Raw genomic sequence first — 14,460 nt, 5'->3', positions numbered from 1 at the left:
GCATTCTCCTATACGACTGCGTACAGCCCATTTCCGTCGGCTGGTCCAAAAGAGGCAAATCAGCCATGGACAACCACAATACGCAAAACCAGATTGTCAACACCCCCCATCACCCTCACCAGGCAGTCGCTCCCATAAAGCTCATGACCGCCCAAGAGGTCATGAACAGCCTAAAGATCTGCCGTACTACGCTCTACGCGTGGATCAGAGCTGGTCGACTCCCGAACCCCACAAAATTCGGCGAAAAGGTCTCCCGCTGGAACGAGGCTGATATAAACAGACTCGCAGCCAACGGGTTCAAACCCGACCCCTCACGCCCCTCCCCGGCTCTCGACATTCAGCCGCAAAAAGAGGAACCCGCAGCCCCGAGCCTACACTGACAATCAGTATATAGGCACCAACTTCAACTCCGCCGTGAGGTCAGCGGAGGGCATATTTTGTGCAGTTTGTTGTAACAGGTCAAAGACGAGGATTTTTTGCTGATCTCGCGACACGTCCCAAGGACGCGTCGTGGAAATCTCCGCACCCACCGTGGCAATGGCCACGGTTCCCCCGCCTATCGGCGGATCAATAGCTTGTATCACTCCGACCGCTTCCAGTGGCCGATTGCCTCACCCTCTTCCTGGCTCGGGCACCAGGGCGCTTGCCCGCCCTGAACTCGTCAAGGGGATCGAAACAAGTGGCACGCGACGCACACTACTCCCACTCCGAAAAAAGGCCAGAAAGGCTGCTCGCCGAAAATTGCTAGCCGTTCTACCGCAGGTAAAGCGTCTGGCACGCGCGCATGACCTATATGCAGTTTGCCTGACGTTAACGTACAAGGCCGCACATATGCATCAGGCAAGAGACCTTAGCACGTTCTTAAAGCGGGTACGTGCACAGATCCGGCGCCTCTACCCAGGTGTACCGTTTCCATATTTGTCATCACTGGATCGCGCCGAGCGTGATTCAACCCTCGATGGCATGCTTCATTACCATCTGGTGCTGTGGCTGCCGCGGGGGTTCCGCCTGGAGCATGATCGGCTCGCCCGCTGGTGGTCCCACGGATCGACGTGGACTGAGCGCTGTAGGAACCTGCGAAATTGGGTGTGCTACATCACGAAGGCGACGAGTGCCGTATTTCCGGCAGGGGCGCGACTTTACGGGTACGGTGGCCTGGACCTCGCTGGGAAATACGCTGTAGGACGCAGTGGCTGGCCGGTTTGGTTGACTCGCCTGATTCCGTATGGTGAGCACGCGAAGCGCATGGTCGGGGGCGGTTGGGTGCACATGGAAACGGGGGCTTGGTTCGAAAGCCCATGGCTATGGACACCTCGCGGGATCAGGCTCAAGGCAGGACCAGGCTGGTGGATAGGGCATCCCGCCTTCAAGCGGTGGGGCCGGTGAGCCCATGCACCATGATCCGGTGGAGGGCCACTACCAGTAACGGCTTACACCTGGTCCACCCCAGTTCCCGCCGCCTTCGTGTCCCCCCTGCTTGTCATACTTGCGAGATGTCAGCAATCGTTGGACGGTCTGCCATGTGCTGTCCATACATGCGATATACAGACGTTTCCTCTCATCAGTATTGCGAGTGGCTTCAACAGTTTCAGCGCAGTGCGCTTCGATACGAGCCTGTGTATTCCGGTCGATTGGTTTTGCTATATCTGCAAGATATGCGATTGCTGGATAGAGTAAGGCGGAGGAGCCGATTAGCAACACGACTGCAGATAACCTGGGGTGGCGCTCAATATACTTCATGTCCCGCTCTTACTTATTCGGAAGCCCTCAATTCGGCGGCACTCATCTTGGTCTTCATCACGGCCAGCATGGCAGTAGCACTTTTGTCGCCAGTTGCCGCTGCCTTCTCGACCCACCAATAGCCTCGCGATCTGTCTGCGGCACCACCCTTCCCCTCGAAGATCAGGGTGCCATAACCTACTTGCCCCGTTGGGTCACCGGTACTGGCAGACTTCTGAAACCAGTATCGTGAGCGTTGATAGTCCCGGGGAAACGGATTCTTCCCGCTCATGAACCCTATCCCCAGCGCGTTCTGATCCGCCACACTGCCATTTACCGCCTGCCGATATATCGTCGCGATTAGCCACGTCGGGTCGCCTTTAGCCGGCTCAGGTACCCCCTCGCCCTTACTGTTCAGACTGTCATGTGCCGCGAGCAGAATCTGTGGCCCGCTGGCGAGTGGCTGCTCTTCAGCGATCTTTCGTACTGCGGCATCCAACCGGCCCCATAGTGGGGGGCTTTCCTTGTACCTTGGGTAGATCACCATGAATTCGTTGACTTCCGCCAACCAAGCATCCTGCGCGTTCGGGTAAATCGCGTCCGATGATCTGGCTGGCGTGTTACCGCCCGTTGAGGCACCTTGCGTCGTTGAAGTGACCATAGGTGCCGCAGTCGGCACCGGCTTCGCTGAGGCCGCATGGGATGCTCCGAACGGCACTTCCTTCCATCCTCTCCGCATCATGCATGCATCATGAATCTCGTCTTGAACCCTCCGCGCCTGGACGGCCGCACCGAGGGCCAGGCCGTTGGAGAAACCAGAGGCGAAGCTATTGGCCGGCGAAGTCGTGACCGACCCACTGTAAAAACCAGAGGAGGTGTTACCCGTTGAGGTGTCGTAGGTTCGTATCTGGCCAGAGACGTAGCTGGTTGTGTTCATCGGCGCTATCGGAATAGGTGGCATCGGTGCAATTCCGTAGGCCACCTGCAGACAGTACGCATCGTCCAGCTTAAGTTGCCGATCCGCCAGCCCTGCATCCGTGATTGATGAATGCTGCCAGTTGGTAGCGCATCCGCTAATGCCAGCGACGGCCAGGAGCACGGCCCCGCATCTCCCCACTCTCATCTTTTGGCACCTCAAATGAAACTTGATGACAATAGATTATCACTCTGTAACGTGTCAAACGCGAAGAAGCGTGGCAAAGCTGACTCGAGGACTAATCCCGGCACTTGGTATCGAAGGCTTCTACACGACATCGGTTGCGCAGACTGTACACACCCCGAGGTTGGTATGAAGGCGGTCTGATGTGTGAATTCATTTGTCACAAAAAACGCCGGGACCAGCGACGCGTCCGGCGGCGCCACGGAATTTTTTTCCGTGACTGGGGCTGCAGGTAGCCATTTCCTGCAGCAAAGAGAGTTTGGTTAATGGGCGGTGCTGGTCCAGTGCGCCTGCGCCTGAGAGGGCCTGTTCCTTGGCCCCTGTGTTTCAGAGATGCCAGGTGGCCGGCCTAGCGCTGAAACTCTATTTCCTGAAATTTGTATAGCACCGTGGAGAAGGTGAGCAGTAAGCATCCGGTCTGGGCCGTCTTGACGAATCCACCAAGATGATGGGCAAGACCGACGCTTAAAGCGTCACGTTCCAGGGCAACAGTTCATCGACGCGATTGACCGGGTGGTCGGCAATAACGGTTAATACATGGCGCAGGTACGCCTCAGGATTGATGTCGTTCAGCTTGGCCGTGCCCAGCAGGCTGTACATCGTGGCGGCGCGCTCGCCGCCAGCATCCGAACCCAGGAACAAATAGTTCTTTCGGCCCAGGCTTATCCCGCGCAAGGCGCGCTCGGCCGCATTATTGTCGATCTCGATGCGCCCATCATCCAGGTAGCGCGCAAGCGCCTGCCACTGGTTCATGGCGTAGCCGATGGCATCGGCCGTCTCGGATTTGCGCGATACGCTGGGCAACTGTTCACGCAACCACGCGTGCAAGGCGGTTACGATGGGTGCGGCCCGTGCTTGACGTGCGGCGCGCCTGGCCTCGGGCGGGCTGCCGCGGATTTCAGACTCGATCCTGTAAAGCGCAGCAATTCTCTCGAGCACATGGGTGGTGATGGGCGTGGCCTGCCTGGCATGGATGTCGTGGAACTTGCGTCTGGCATGTGCCCAGCACCCGGCCTCGATGACTTGGCCGCTCGCATAGACCTGATCGTAGCCAGCAAACGCGTCAGCCTGCAGAATGCCGGTGTAGTCTTTCAGATGCGTCTGCGGATGAATGCCACGCCGATCGGGCGAGTAGCGGAACCACACTGCCGGCGCGGCGACATCGCCGCTCGCGCGATCGTCACGGGTGTAGACCCACAGCCGAGCCTGACGGGTTTTGCCGGTACCCGGGGCCAGCACCTTGATCGGCGTGTCGTCCGTATGCAGCTTCTCGGCCTGGAACACATAACATTGCAGCGCATCGAGCAAGGGGCGCAGCAGGTGATGCACGCCGCCTACCCAATCGCCCATCGTGCTTTCACTCAAGTCCACATCCTCGCGCCCGAGGATCTGGCATTGCCGGTATAGCGGCTGATGATCCAGATACTTGCTGACCACGACGTGGCTGAGCAACCCGGGGCCCGCGAAGCTGCGGGCAATCGGGCGGCTGGGCGCCGGGGCCTGTGCCATCCGCTCGCAACAGCGGCAGCTCAAACGGGGACGCACGTGACGCACGACGCGCAGGCTGGAAGGAATGTATTCCAGCACTTCGCTGACGTCCTCGCCAAGGCGCTGCCAGGCACCGCCGCAATCGGGGCAGACCGAAGCCTCGGGCAAGTGTTCTTGAATATCGCGCGGCAAGTGCCCGGGCAGAGGCCGGCGCGTCGGGGCTTTGCGCGGTGCCGGCTCGACCGATTCCACCTTTTGCGCGCGCTCACCCTGGTTGATGTGCAGATCTTCGAGTTCAAGCTCGAGCTGATCGATCTGGGACTGCAGCTTCTCCGAGCGCTGACCAAACATCTGACGTTTGAGCTTGAACAACAGCAGCATCAGGCGCTGGATTTCCTGCTTGTCGAACTGCTTTTCCTCGCGCAGCAAATCCCGTTCAACACAAAGCGTGCGATGCGCGTCTTTGAGCGTGTCGTGCGCCTCGCGCAACGCCTGCGTCTGGTCCAAATGCGCGAGCAACAACGCCTTCAGGGCATCGATATTGTCGGGCAGTTGCGCATGGCTGAGCATAGCCGCCATTTTACCAAACGCGGAGTATCAATTGGAGCTCAAACCCAATAAATATGCGCCTTCCAGCGCATATTCCACGCGTTAAATCTGAGTCGGTTTGTGGGTGCGCGCCGGGCGTCGCCAATCAATGCCTTCCAGCAACATCGAAAGCTGCGCCGCGCTCAAGTGCACTGATCCCGATTCGGCGCTGGGCCACACGAAGTGGCCGTGCTCCAGGCGCTTGGCCAGCAAGCACATCCCATCGCCACTCCACCACAAGACCTTGAGGCGATCTCCCTTGCGGCCCCGGAACACGAACACATGGCCGCTGAAGGGGTCCTCGGACAACTTGCTTTGCACGATGGCGGCCAGGCCATCAAAGCCCCGACGCATGTCGGTCACCCCGGCGGCCAGCCAGACACGCGTGCCGACCGGCAAGCCAATCACCGCAGCACCTGCAGAACGGCCTCCAACCGCACCGGGTCGCAGGCATTGGTGATCTCGATCGTGCCCCTGGCCACGGTGATGCGTAGCACCACAGCATCTGACGCCATCGGCCCCGGCCCGACAACGGGCCGCTCCGGGGCCCGCGCCTGCCGCTCGGTGATGATGCCCACTGGCACCAGCTCGACCCCGGAACACGTATCCGATCGTGCGCGAGCAGGCTTGGTCAGCGCGGCTAGGTCCGCTGCATGGTATTCCCGACGCCAGCGGCACAACTGATTGGGGTGGACATCGTGCTCGCGGGCCACCTGCGCGACGGTCAAGCTCTGATCGGACAGAAGCTGCTCGACGACCTGCGTCTTGTAGGCCTGAGTAAACCGGCGACGAGGCTGGTTCCGATATGAACTACTGTAAACCTGTGCGGCGGGCATTGGTTCCAACCTGTTTTTGATTGGAACCTATTGTCCGGATTAGCCTGTCGCCAGCAAGACGGTACTGGTCGGGCGCTTACGGTGAGCAAGGCTGCAACTTGCGAACTTTTCCAGCCAGCTACGATCAGGTCTCTCACCAGCCGCCGCTGAAATGCCGAGGTGCAGACGAATATGACCCTCTCCCAGTGCCGGTTTTGTCCAAGAAGTTTGGAGTGTGGGGTATTGAATTTGTCAATGCTGACGTAGCCCAACCAGCTGAGAAGTCGTGCGTATTCCACCGCATTTTTTCTGCTGCGCTCCACTTCAACCCACCAGACGGCGCCGTCGTGCTGGATCAGTACGTCGGGGACTTTACCCCCAACGCCATCCTTCCCGCCGAGCCAAAGCCCCTGGGCTATTTCTCGTTCAGTGGCTACGCGATAGCCCTGCACAATGGCACGGATTGCGATCTCATTGGCAATACACCGGTGCCGATAGTGGGAGCGACTGAATGTTCGGATCAGATCCTTGCCGCTGATGGCGTTGATCCCCCGGGACTGTAATCTGCGCACGCCCTCCGCAGCAAGTGCGTAGATCCAGCTTCCATCGGGGGCTCGACTGCGCAGCACAGCATGCTGCTTTCGCAGGCGACGCAGAGTTCGCTGCGCCATCCGTAGCGCCGATGCGTTTGGTTGTTGCGGTGCGAGATCGGGTGCGGTGGCAGGAGTGCGTGCCCAACGACGCCAGACCAAGACGGCCGCGTCTCGTGTGCGCAACCACCCGAAGCGGCTGATCCCACGTAGTAGCCGAATTTCATTTTCTATAGCAACGGTCCTGCCGTCTCGCGCCGTTGTAGCGGCTCTTTCAATGGTAGTCATACCTTGTATAGAGCATTTCGCCCATTCGTTTGGCAGTACCACCTGGGGCGAACTGGGGACGCGAACGGGGGTCGCATAACTGCGACCCGGAGAGCACCGTAGCCTCCGTCGGGCTGAACGCCCGGTCGTCCACTCGGGCGACTGGACGCCGCCCGCGCTCCAGGAGCTGGCGCCCCTCGCCTTCCGTGTCACGCCGCCGGCGCGCCACTCCACGCGCGGGAAACCCACACGACCCTCGACGCTGGACGCGTCGGGGCTGTGGTCTCGCTGCGCTCGACTCGTGTGAGTTTCCCGCGCCTACGGCGGGGTGCGCGGGGCTACGCCCCCCAACTGGCTACCGGCCCGTGGGCGGGCCTCTCGCGGCTGGGGCCGCGAGCGCCAGTCGGCTCCCCCAGCCCCACGTTGCGCCTGACGGCGCATCGCGGCTCCCGGTGGGCATCCCTCCGGCCGCAAATCCCGTTCTGCTGAAGATCCTTTGTCCTGAGCCTGCTGCCCATTTGACAAATCTTCACTCAGGCGGGCTAGCCGTGCAAGGGCCTGCGGTGCTTCGCACACCTCCTCACCCGGTCCCTTCGGGCTGCGGCTTCGTCGGCGCCCCTGCGCGGCTAGCCCGCCTGGGTGCTGTGACTCCCATGGTCAGCAGGCTCAGGCAAAGTCCGCTTACGCCCCCAGGGCCAGGACTTCGGCGGTATCACGCAATTGGTGCTTGGAGGAGCGGTTGCTCATGGCTGTTGGCTTGCGCCGCCCTCGGTGGTCGGGGGTGGCAAATTTTCAGGAGAGTCGTATGTACAACGAGTTCAATCCGGCGACAGGTCTTCCCATGGTAGGAGGCATCGGTGGGGTGGATGTGGCGGGCAATCCCTGGGGTGTAAATCCGTGGTCTTCGTCCCTACCGGAGGACGATGACGATTTTTGATGGGATCGCCCGAACCCGGCGCTATACGGATAGCGCGTTAAGGTCATCTTGATGCGCCGGGCTCATTTGAGTCCTGAACCCCCCCATGAGCCTACCGACAGTCGGTGGGCTCATATGAACATACCGAAAGGAGCCATATGGACGAACTTCAAAAACCAGGCACAGCAACCATCCCCAAGGTGGCGCGAGTGTACCTGCGCGTTAGCACGAACGCACAGGATCTACAACGGCAGGAAGCCATCATCGATCAAGCGAAGATGGCCGGCTACTACATCGCGGGCGTCTACCGTGAGAAGGCATCCGGCGCACGCGCCGATCGACCAGAACTTCTACGCCTGATTTCAGATCTCCAACCGGGCGAAGTCGTAGCGGCGGAGAGGATCGACCGCGTGAGTCGCCTGCCGCTTCCCGAAGCCGAACGCCTGGTAGCCTCCATCCGTGAAAAGGGCGCTCGGCTTGCTGTGCCTGGTGTCGTAGATCTCACCGAATTGTCTGCTGGCGCCGATGGAGTTGCGAAGGTGGTGCTCGAATCTGTGCAAACGCTGCTGCTCAGACTCGCCCTGCAGATGGCGCGCGACGATTACGAAACTCGGCGTGAACGCCAGCACCAGGGGATCGAACTCGCAAAAGGCCGTGGCTGCTACCAGGGGCGTAAGCCGGATGCACGACGTGGCGCACAGGTGCTGGCATTACGCACTGCTGGGCAAAGCATTGCCAAGACTGCTGCAATGACCGGCTACAGCGTGGCTCAGGTGAAGAGAATCTGGGCGCAGAGGCTCGGCACTTCATAAATCGGTAGGCATTTACGCCTTCCGATCCAATCATCCGGACTACTTGGCATCCGCTTGAGCTCGCCACCACGCCGCACCACTGTGCATTCGGCACGACTGCATAGAATTATTTTTAGTGTACCTGTAGTGTACGAGCTGACCAGAAAAGGCAAGGCCTTACAGAGAAACCTCTGTAAGGCCTTGATAATGCTGGTCGGGACGGCGGGATTCGAACTCGCGACCCCTTGCACCCCATGCAAGTGCGCTACCAGGCTGCGCTACGCCCCGAAAGACTGCGATTCTAGCATAGAAACCCCATGCCAAAGCAGCCTGCGGGGCCGGCAAATACGTCATTTCCGGGGGGCCCGACCCGCAGATGGCGCATGCCGAGCCTGCAGCGAGCGAATGCGGGCAACTGCCGCGTGATCGGCAACCGCAGCATCCATCATGGTAGCCACGTCGGCCTTCAGCGCCGTGCGGGATCCGCCATCCAGATAGATCATGTGCCCCGAGGGATAGCAGCGTACCGTCAAATTCCTGCGCACGGCGGCATATGTCAGCGGCATGTCCTGCAAGTCTCGCTCAGTCTGGAAAAACGGTGTGACGAAATCGTAATAGCCATTGGCCGACAGCACCTTCAGATCCACGTTCAGGCTCATGGCCGCCGCCAGATCACCAGCCGTATACAGCACGACGTTGCCCTTCACGTCCACGCCCTTCTGGGCACCGGTGGGATCCAAATGACGGAAGTCCCAGTACTGGAAGGCCCGATCATTCAGATCCGTAAAGGACGAATTGGAGGTGAACTTCAGCTCATCGTTCAGATAATGATTCCACATGGCCGTGTATACGCCCGACACGGCCGTCATCGTGGGATCATTGCCGCCAGAATTGGGCGATATCCGGCGGGCGATCCCGGTGTCGACACCCGTTACCCGGCCATCATAGGCCCCCAGCGCAAGGCCCTGATCGTGCAGCAACCGGATCAGGAACAGGGTGTGACCCGCACCGTCGCCGGCAGCGATATCCAGGCGCCAGGACATAAGGGTAGCTTCGTCGATCCCGGTGTACTGGGCCGTCCGATTCAGCGCATCCGGCGCCACCTTGGGATACGCCTGCAGAGCTGTGCTGAAATCCCCCCGTGCAAACGCGCGAACCGTATCCATCAGCGAGGGGAGATTCTTGGGCGCGGAATGCAGGCCCAGCTTGTGGTGATACCAGGCATCGGCCGCAGCCGTCGGCAGCGCCCCAATAGGATCGCCGACCCGAGCGTAATCCAGGATCGAGGACTGCAGGGTCATGCCATTGAGCTCCACGCCATCCTCGTGCAGGGCGTAGCACAGCACGGCGGTGCGGGCCGTGCCATAGGACTCGCCATACAGAAACTTGGGTGAATTCCAGCGATCGTATTTCGTCAAATAGCGCTTGATGAATTGTTTCAGCGATGCGGCATCCTGATCCACGCCCCAGAAGTCGCGGTTCTTCCAGGGCGCGACGGCCGCTGAATGGCCCGTTCCGACCGGATTGATGAACACCAGATCGCTTCGATCGAGCAGGCTGTCCGGGTTGTCCTCAAGCGTGTACGGCGCGGGCGGTGTGAAGTCGGGCATGGAAGTGCGGATGCGGCGCGGCGCAAATGAGCCCAGCAGCACGAAGACCGACGACGAGCCAGGCCCGCCATTGTAGAAAAACGTGACTGGACGCTCGTGGGCCGCATCGCCATCCAGCGTGAATGCCACATAGAAGATCTTTGCGCTGGGCCGGGAGCTATCGGGATCTACCGCGACCAGGTGGCCGGCGCGGGCGGTGTAGGACAACGCCCGGCCGCCCAGGCGCAACGTATGATGCGTCACTGCGGCGTGCTCAGCCACGTCGGTCACCGAATCGTCCGGACCATTGCCGTAGGCCACCGGATCGGAATAGGCTTGGTCTTTCATTTGGCACCCCCCGAAAAGGCCTGGGCCACCTTCTGCCCGATCGGGCTTCCCAGGCTGTCGTGCAGGACGACCCCGCCGTTGCTCCGCTACAGCAAGCCCAATTGCAGCTTGGCTGGCTCGCTGATCATGTCGCGGCTCCAGGGCGGGTCCCAGACCAGGTCGACCACGGCTTCATCCACGCCTTCGATGTTGAGCAGTTTGTTGCGCGCTTCATCGGAAATCATGGTGCCCATGCCGCAGCCGGCTGCCGTCAGCGTCATTTGCATCTCGATCCGGAAACGCTCAGGGGCGCCAGCGGGTTCCACCTTCAGGCTGTAGACCAGCCCCAGGTTCACGATATCGACCGGGATCTCTGGGTCATAACAGGTGGAGAGCACTTCCCAGGCCGCATCTTCCACGAGGTCGGCGGTGATCGGCCCATCGTGCGTGTGCTGTACGTCTTCGGTGGGCTCAAAGCCCAGCGCATCGCCGTCCTTGCCCTCGATTCGGTACAGATTGCCCTCTACCATGACGGTGTAGGTGCCGCCCAGTTGCTGAGTGATGGTCGCGTCGCAGCCGGCCTCGATGGTCACCGGTGACCCATAGGGCACCGTGACCGCGGGACAGTCTCGGCTGACAACTACTTCCTGACGATCGAAGCCCATTGCATTACCTCAGATTCATGTTCATTCAGTCACAGCCATGTCGCCCGCGCGGGTGATGGCGTTGTGCAGCGTGTGCCAGGCGAGCGTCGCGCATTTCACACGCGACGGAAACTCGCGCACCCCCGACAGGGCTTCGAGCTTGCCCAGATCACAATCGGGGTGAGCCTCGGTGAGCATCGCATGGATATCCCGGAACAAAGCGTCGACCTCGGCCAGCGGCTTGCCACGCACGGCCTCGGTCATCAGCGAGGCCGACGCCGTGGAAATCGCACAGCCGTGGCCGATGAAGCTCACGTCCTGCACGACACCGTCCTTGACTTGCACGAACACCGTGAGCTGATCGCCACACAGGTGGTTGTAGCCATTGGCCTGGTGCGACGCGCCTTCCATGACGTGGAAATTTCGCGGATTGCGGTTGTGGTCGAAGATGACTTCCTGATAGAGATCGCTCAGGCCGTCTCCGGATTCCCTCATCGATCGACTCCAAACAGTTTTTGCGCCTTTTGGACGCCGGCCACCAGCGCATCCACGTCGCGGCTGTCGTTGTACAGCGCAAGCGAGGCCCGGGCCGTGCCGGGGATCCCAAAGCGCGTCATGAGCGGCATGGCGCAATGGTGACCGGCCCGGATGGCGACGCCCTCGGTATCCAGAATGGTGCCCAGATCGTGCGGGTGGATGCCATCGACCAGGAACGACAAGATGCCGGCCTTGTGCGGTGCCGTGCCCACGATACGAACCCCGGGCAGCGCCTGCATGCGCTCGGTGGCTTCGGCCAGCAGAACGGCTTCGTGGGCCGCAATGCGGTCCAGGCCGATCCCCATCACATAATCGATAGCGGTACCCAACACGACAGCGCCAGCAATGTTCGCCGTGCCGGCCTCGAAGCGCTGCGGGCCGTCGGCCCAGGTGCTGCGCTCGAAGCTGACGGTGCGGATCATATCGCCGCCTCCCTGCCAGGGCGGCAGTCCAGCGAGGATGGAGCCGCGCACATACAGCGCGCCGATGCCGGTCGGGCCGTAGATCTTATGGCCGGAAAATGCGTAGAAATCACAGTCCATGGCCTGCACATCCACGCGCGCATGCGCAACGGCTTGGGCGCCATCGACCAGGGCCAGCGCACCCACGCCGTGCGCCATGCGGATAAGCTCATCGACCGGATTGATGGTCCCCAGCGCGTTGGACACATGGGCGATCCCCACCAACCGGGTGCGTGAATTCAACTGGCTGCGGAAGTCTTCGACGTCCAGCTGGCCATCGTCCAGAACACGCGCGTGACGCAGCACCGCACCCGTGCGCTCGCACAGCAATTGCCAGGGCACAATGTTGGAGTGGTGCTCCATCCCGGTCACCAGGATCTCGTCGCCAGGCTTCAGGGATAGCCCCCAGGTCTGGGCCACCAGATTGATGGACTCGGTCGTGCCGCGCGTGAAGATGATGTCGCGCGCACTGGGCGCGTTCAGCAACCGCCGCACGGCCTCCCGGCCCGCTTCGTAGCGGTCCGTGGCATGCTGCGACAGCCAGTGCACGCCCCGGTGAATGTTGGCATTGGACTGTTCGTAGAATTGGGTCAGCGCCTCGATGACCACACGCGGTTTCTGCGTGGTCGCCCCATTGTCCAGATAGGCCAGGCGGCGGCCCCGGACAGGCTGCGCCAGAATCGGGAAATCGGCGCCACAGTCCAGCAGACCGGTCTCCAGCGCGCTCACGGGCGCATTCATGCTGCTTCCTCCATCAGGGATCCGCCGGGCAGCAAACCGCGCAAGGCACGTTCCACATGACGGCGCAGCCCCGGCAATTCGATGCGGGCCACGCTGGTGGCCGCAAATGCGTAAGTCAGGATGTCGCGCGCGCGGGCCTCGTCGATACCGCGCGCCCGCAAATAAAACAGGCTGTCCGCGTCGATCTGACCGACCGTCGCGCCGTGCGCGCACTTGACGTCCTCGGCATAGATTTCAAGCTCTGGTCGCGCATCGGACTTGGCCAGGCGCGACAGCAGCAGGCTGTCGGTACGCTGGATGGCATCGGTGCCGTCGGCGCCTTCAGCGACCAGAATCTTGCCGCAGAATACGCCATGCCCGGTGTCCGCCATGATGCCGCGATAGTTCTCGTGGCTCACGCAATTGGGCTTGTCGTGCGCAATCAGTGTGTGATGGTCGACGTGCCGGCGCTGGTTCACGTAATACAAGCCGTTGAACATGGTCTCGCAGCGCTCGTCGGCGAAATGCGTGATGATGTCGTTGCGCGCCAGGCGTGCGCCCAGGGACACGGAATGCGAACCGAAGTACGATCCGTGCCCCTGGGTGGCTTCGATTTCGCCCAGGTGCCAAGCCTGTTCGGATTCCTGTTGCAGCTTCAGGTGTGTCACGCGCGCATCACGACCGAGCTGCAGGCGCGTCGTGGCATGGCAGAAATTCGCCGCCCCCGGAACCCCGATGTAGTGTTCCACGACCGTCGCCTGGGCACCCGCCTCTGCCACAATCAGGTGGCGCAGGAAGTGCGCCGCCTTGGGCGAGGCTGCCGCACAGACGATATGAATGGGCTGTTCCGCGACGACGGCACGGCTCAGACGAATCCACGCGCCATCGCCGGCCAGCGCCAGGTTGAGTGCGCTGGTTCCGTAGCCCTGCTCGACGCGGCCATAGACGGCTTCGATGGCCTCCGCATCCTGGGCCCAGGAGGCCGACAACGCAGCTACCGTCACCCCATCGGGCAACGAACTGATCTCCGACAACGCAGCATCGTAAGCGCCATCGACGAAGACCAGCCAATACCCCGTTTCGCCGGCCTTCAGGGTCGCCACCTGTTCGGCGACGGACTCGCGGCCGCCATCCTGGAAGCTCTGTGCCGCCAGCGGCGAGAGCGACGTATGGCGCCATGCCTCGATGTGCGGGGTGGGCCAGCCTTCCGTCATGAACCGATCCAGCGCCTGCTGGCGCAACGCGGCCAGCCAGGGAAGCCGCGCACCGGGCAGGCCGCCCGCGCGCTGGCCGAAGGCATCAGCCCAGGGCTGCAGTTCCGTGCTCATGCCGCCGCTCCTCGGCCCATGGCACGGTGCGGCACAGCAGGCTTGGCCTCGTCCAGCCAACCGTATCCCTTCGCCTCAAGTGCCAGCGCCAGTTCCTTGCCACCCGAGCGCACGATCTTGCCGCGCGCCAGCACATGCACGAAATCCGGCACGATGTATTCCAGCAGGCGCTGGTAGTGCGTGATGACGATCATGGACCGATCCGGCGAGCGCAGGCGGTTCACGCCATCGGCCACGATCTTCAGCGCATCGATGTCCAGACCCGAATCGGTCTCGTCCAGAATCGCCAGCCTGGGTTGCAGCAGCGTCATCTGCAGGACCTCGTTGCGCTTCTTTTCACCGCCCGAGAAGCCTTCGTTCACCGAGCGGTACAGGAACTCGTCCTTCATCCCGACCCGCTTCATTTCCTGCTTGGCCAGTTTCACGAAATCCATGGCGTCCAGCGGCGGCTCGCCACGCTTGCGCCGGATGGCGTTCAGCGAGGCGCGCATGAAATAGGCATTGGATACGCCGGGGACTTC

At 61.5% G+C, this 14,460-nt stretch carries 14 protein-coding genes, 1 tRNA gene and 1 pseudogene; 4 read left to right on the top strand and 12 right to left on the bottom strand.

The window, feature by feature from the left end; genetic code table 11:
* The first annotated feature begins 65 nt into the window (after positions 1-65).
* Positions 66-380, top strand: a complete 315-nt coding sequence (locus tag EPN31_RS16710) for a helix-turn-helix transcriptional regulator (protein WP_367188312.1) — start codon at positions 66-68, stop codon at positions 378-380.
* A gap of 1,036 nt (positions 381-1,416) precedes the next feature.
* Here EPN31_RS16710 and EPN31_RS09625 read toward each other — a convergent pair.
* The 5 genes from EPN31_RS09625 to EPN31_RS09605 form a co-directional block, all read right to left on the bottom strand.
* Positions 1,417-1,740 (bottom strand): hypothetical protein, encoded by a 324-nt coding sequence (locus EPN31_RS09625; protein ID WP_291772534.1) that lies wholly within the window; start codon positions 1,738-1,740, stop codon positions 1,417-1,419.
* Between the two features lie 13 nt (positions 1,741-1,753).
* Entirely contained in the window at positions 1,754-2,656 is a 903-nt protein-coding gene (locus EPN31_RS09620; RefSeq protein WP_291772533.1) for a hypothetical protein, read from the bottom strand.
* A gap of 687 nt (positions 2,657-3,343) precedes the next feature.
* Positions 3,344-4,936: an IS66 family transposase gene (locus EPN31_RS09615; protein WP_291772618.1), complete on the bottom strand. Its 1,593-nt coding sequence runs from the start codon at positions 4,934-4,936 to the stop codon at positions 3,344-3,346.
* 81 nt (positions 4,937-5,017) lie between these two features.
* Positions 5,018-5,362: an IS66 family insertion sequence element accessory protein TnpB gene (gene tnpB, locus EPN31_RS09610; RefSeq protein WP_291772531.1), complete on the bottom strand. Its 345-nt coding sequence runs from the start codon at positions 5,360-5,362 to the stop codon at positions 5,018-5,020.
* A complete protein-coding gene (locus tag EPN31_RS09605) occupies positions 5,359-5,790 on the bottom strand; it encodes a transposase (protein WP_291772529.1) in 432 nt (143 codons plus the stop codon). The genes tnpB and EPN31_RS09605 overlap by 4 nt, the downstream gene beginning before the upstream one ends.
* Positions 5,791-5,888: 98 nt before the next feature.
* On the opposite strand from EPN31_RS09605, the gene EPN31_RS09600 reads away from it, so the two are divergent.
* The 3 genes from EPN31_RS09600 to EPN31_RS09590 all read left to right on the top strand — a co-directional run bounded on the left by EPN31_RS09600 (position 5,889) and on the right by EPN31_RS09590 (position 8,354).
* Entirely contained in the window at positions 5,889-6,332 is a 444-nt protein-coding gene (locus tag EPN31_RS09600) for a hypothetical protein (protein ID WP_291772526.1), read from the top strand.
* A gap of 1,099 nt (positions 6,333-7,431) precedes the next feature.
* Positions 7,432-7,563: a peptidase gene (locus EPN31_RS09595; protein ID WP_291772523.1), complete on the top strand. Its 132-nt coding sequence runs from the start codon at positions 7,432-7,434 to the stop codon at positions 7,561-7,563.
* A 137-nt stretch (positions 7,564-7,700) separates the two neighbouring features.
* The gene (locus EPN31_RS09590) at positions 7,701-8,354 is read left to right on the top strand and encodes a recombinase family protein (protein WP_291772520.1); all 654 of its coding nucleotides are present in this window, start codon (positions 7,701-7,703) and stop codon (positions 8,352-8,354) included.
* Positions 8,355-8,544: 190 nt separating this feature from the next.
* Here the strand turns inward: EPN31_RS09590 and EPN31_RS09585 are convergent.
* The 7 genes and pseudogenes from EPN31_RS09585 to sufC all read right to left on the bottom strand — a co-directional run.
* Positions 8,545-8,621 (bottom strand) — tRNA-Pro (locus EPN31_RS09585).
* A 62-nt stretch (positions 8,622-8,683) separates the two neighbouring features.
* A pseudogene (locus EPN31_RS09580) lies at positions 8,684-10,267 on the bottom strand (S10 family peptidase); the annotation flags it as partial.
* 89 nt (positions 10,268-10,356) lie between these two features.
* The gene (sufT, locus tag EPN31_RS09575; RefSeq protein WP_291772517.1) at positions 10,357-10,914 is read right to left on the bottom strand and encodes a putative Fe-S cluster assembly protein SufT; all 558 of its coding nucleotides are present in this window, start codon (positions 10,912-10,914) and stop codon (positions 10,357-10,359) included.
* A gap of 21 nt (positions 10,915-10,935) precedes the next feature.
* Positions 10,936-11,388, bottom strand: a complete 453-nt coding sequence (gene sufU, locus EPN31_RS09570; protein ID WP_291772514.1) for a Fe-S cluster assembly sulfur transfer protein SufU — start codon at positions 11,386-11,388, stop codon at positions 10,936-10,938.
* The gene (locus EPN31_RS09565) at positions 11,385-12,632 is read right to left on the bottom strand and encodes a cysteine desulfurase (RefSeq protein ID WP_291772511.1); all 1,248 of its coding nucleotides are present in this window, start codon (positions 12,630-12,632) and stop codon (positions 11,385-11,387) included. The genes sufU and EPN31_RS09565 overlap by 4 nt, the downstream gene beginning before the upstream one ends.
* Positions 12,629-13,939, bottom strand: a complete 1,311-nt coding sequence (sufD, locus tag EPN31_RS09560) for a Fe-S cluster assembly protein SufD (RefSeq protein WP_291772508.1) — start codon at positions 13,937-13,939, stop codon at positions 12,629-12,631. Before sufD ends, EPN31_RS09565 begins: the two co-directional genes overlap by 4 nt.
* A partial coding sequence (gene sufC, locus EPN31_RS09555; RefSeq protein ID WP_291772504.1) for a Fe-S cluster assembly ATPase SufC occupies positions 13,936-14,460 on the bottom strand: 525 nt, incomplete at its 5' end. The genes sufC and sufD, both read right to left, overlap by 4 nt.

The sequence above is a fragment of the Castellaniella sp. genome (assembly GCF_004321985.1).
Taxonomy (GTDB): domain Bacteria; phylum Pseudomonadota; class Gammaproteobacteria; order Burkholderiales; family Burkholderiaceae_B; genus Castellaniella.
The sequence above is the reverse complement of the archived record's forward strand: the minus strand, read 5'-3'. Positions and strand labels throughout refer to the sequence as shown.

What these genes read in the sequence shown, in the direction of transcription:
- EPN31_RS09565 (WP_291772511.1), bottom strand. Translation starts at nt 12,632, where the DNA reads ATGAATGCGCCCGTGAGCGCGCTGGAGACCGGTCTGCTGGACTGTGGC.
- sufU (WP_291772514.1), bottom strand. Translation starts at nt 11,388, where the DNA reads ATGAGGGAATCCGGAGACGGCCTGAGCGATCTCTATCAGGAAGTCATC.
- sufT (WP_291772517.1), bottom strand. Translation starts at nt 10,914, where the DNA reads ATGGGCTTCGATCGTCAGGAAGTAGTTGTCAGCCGAGACTGTCCCGCG.
- EPN31_RS09620 (WP_291772533.1), bottom strand. Translation starts at nt 2,656, where the DNA reads ATGAACACAACCAGCTACGTCTCTGGCCAGATACGAACCTACGACACC.
- EPN31_RS09625 (WP_291772534.1), bottom strand. Translation starts at nt 1,740, where the DNA reads ATGAAGTATATTGAGCGCCACCCCAGGTTATCTGCAGTCGTGTTGCTA.
- sufD (WP_291772508.1), bottom strand. Translation starts at nt 13,939, where the DNA reads ATGAGCACGGAACTGCAGCCCTGGGCTGATGCCTTCGGCCAGCGCGCG.
- EPN31_RS09605 (WP_291772529.1), bottom strand. Translation starts at nt 5,790, where the DNA reads ATGCCCGCCGCACAGGTTTACAGTAGTTCATATCGGAACCAGCCTCGT.
- EPN31_RS09595 (WP_291772523.1), top strand. Translation starts at nt 7,432, where the DNA reads ATGTACAACGAGTTCAATCCGGCGACAGGTCTTCCCATGGTAGGAGGC.
- EPN31_RS09615 (WP_291772618.1), bottom strand. Translation starts at nt 4,936, where the DNA reads ATGCTCAGCCATGCGCAACTGCCCGACAATATCGATGCCCTGAAGGCG.
- EPN31_RS16710 (WP_367188312.1), top strand. Translation starts at nt 66, where the DNA reads ATGGACAACCACAATACGCAAAACCAGATTGTCAACACCCCCCATCAC.
- EPN31_RS09590 (WP_291772520.1), top strand. Translation starts at nt 7,701, where the DNA reads ATGGACGAACTTCAAAAACCAGGCACAGCAACCATCCCCAAGGTGGCG.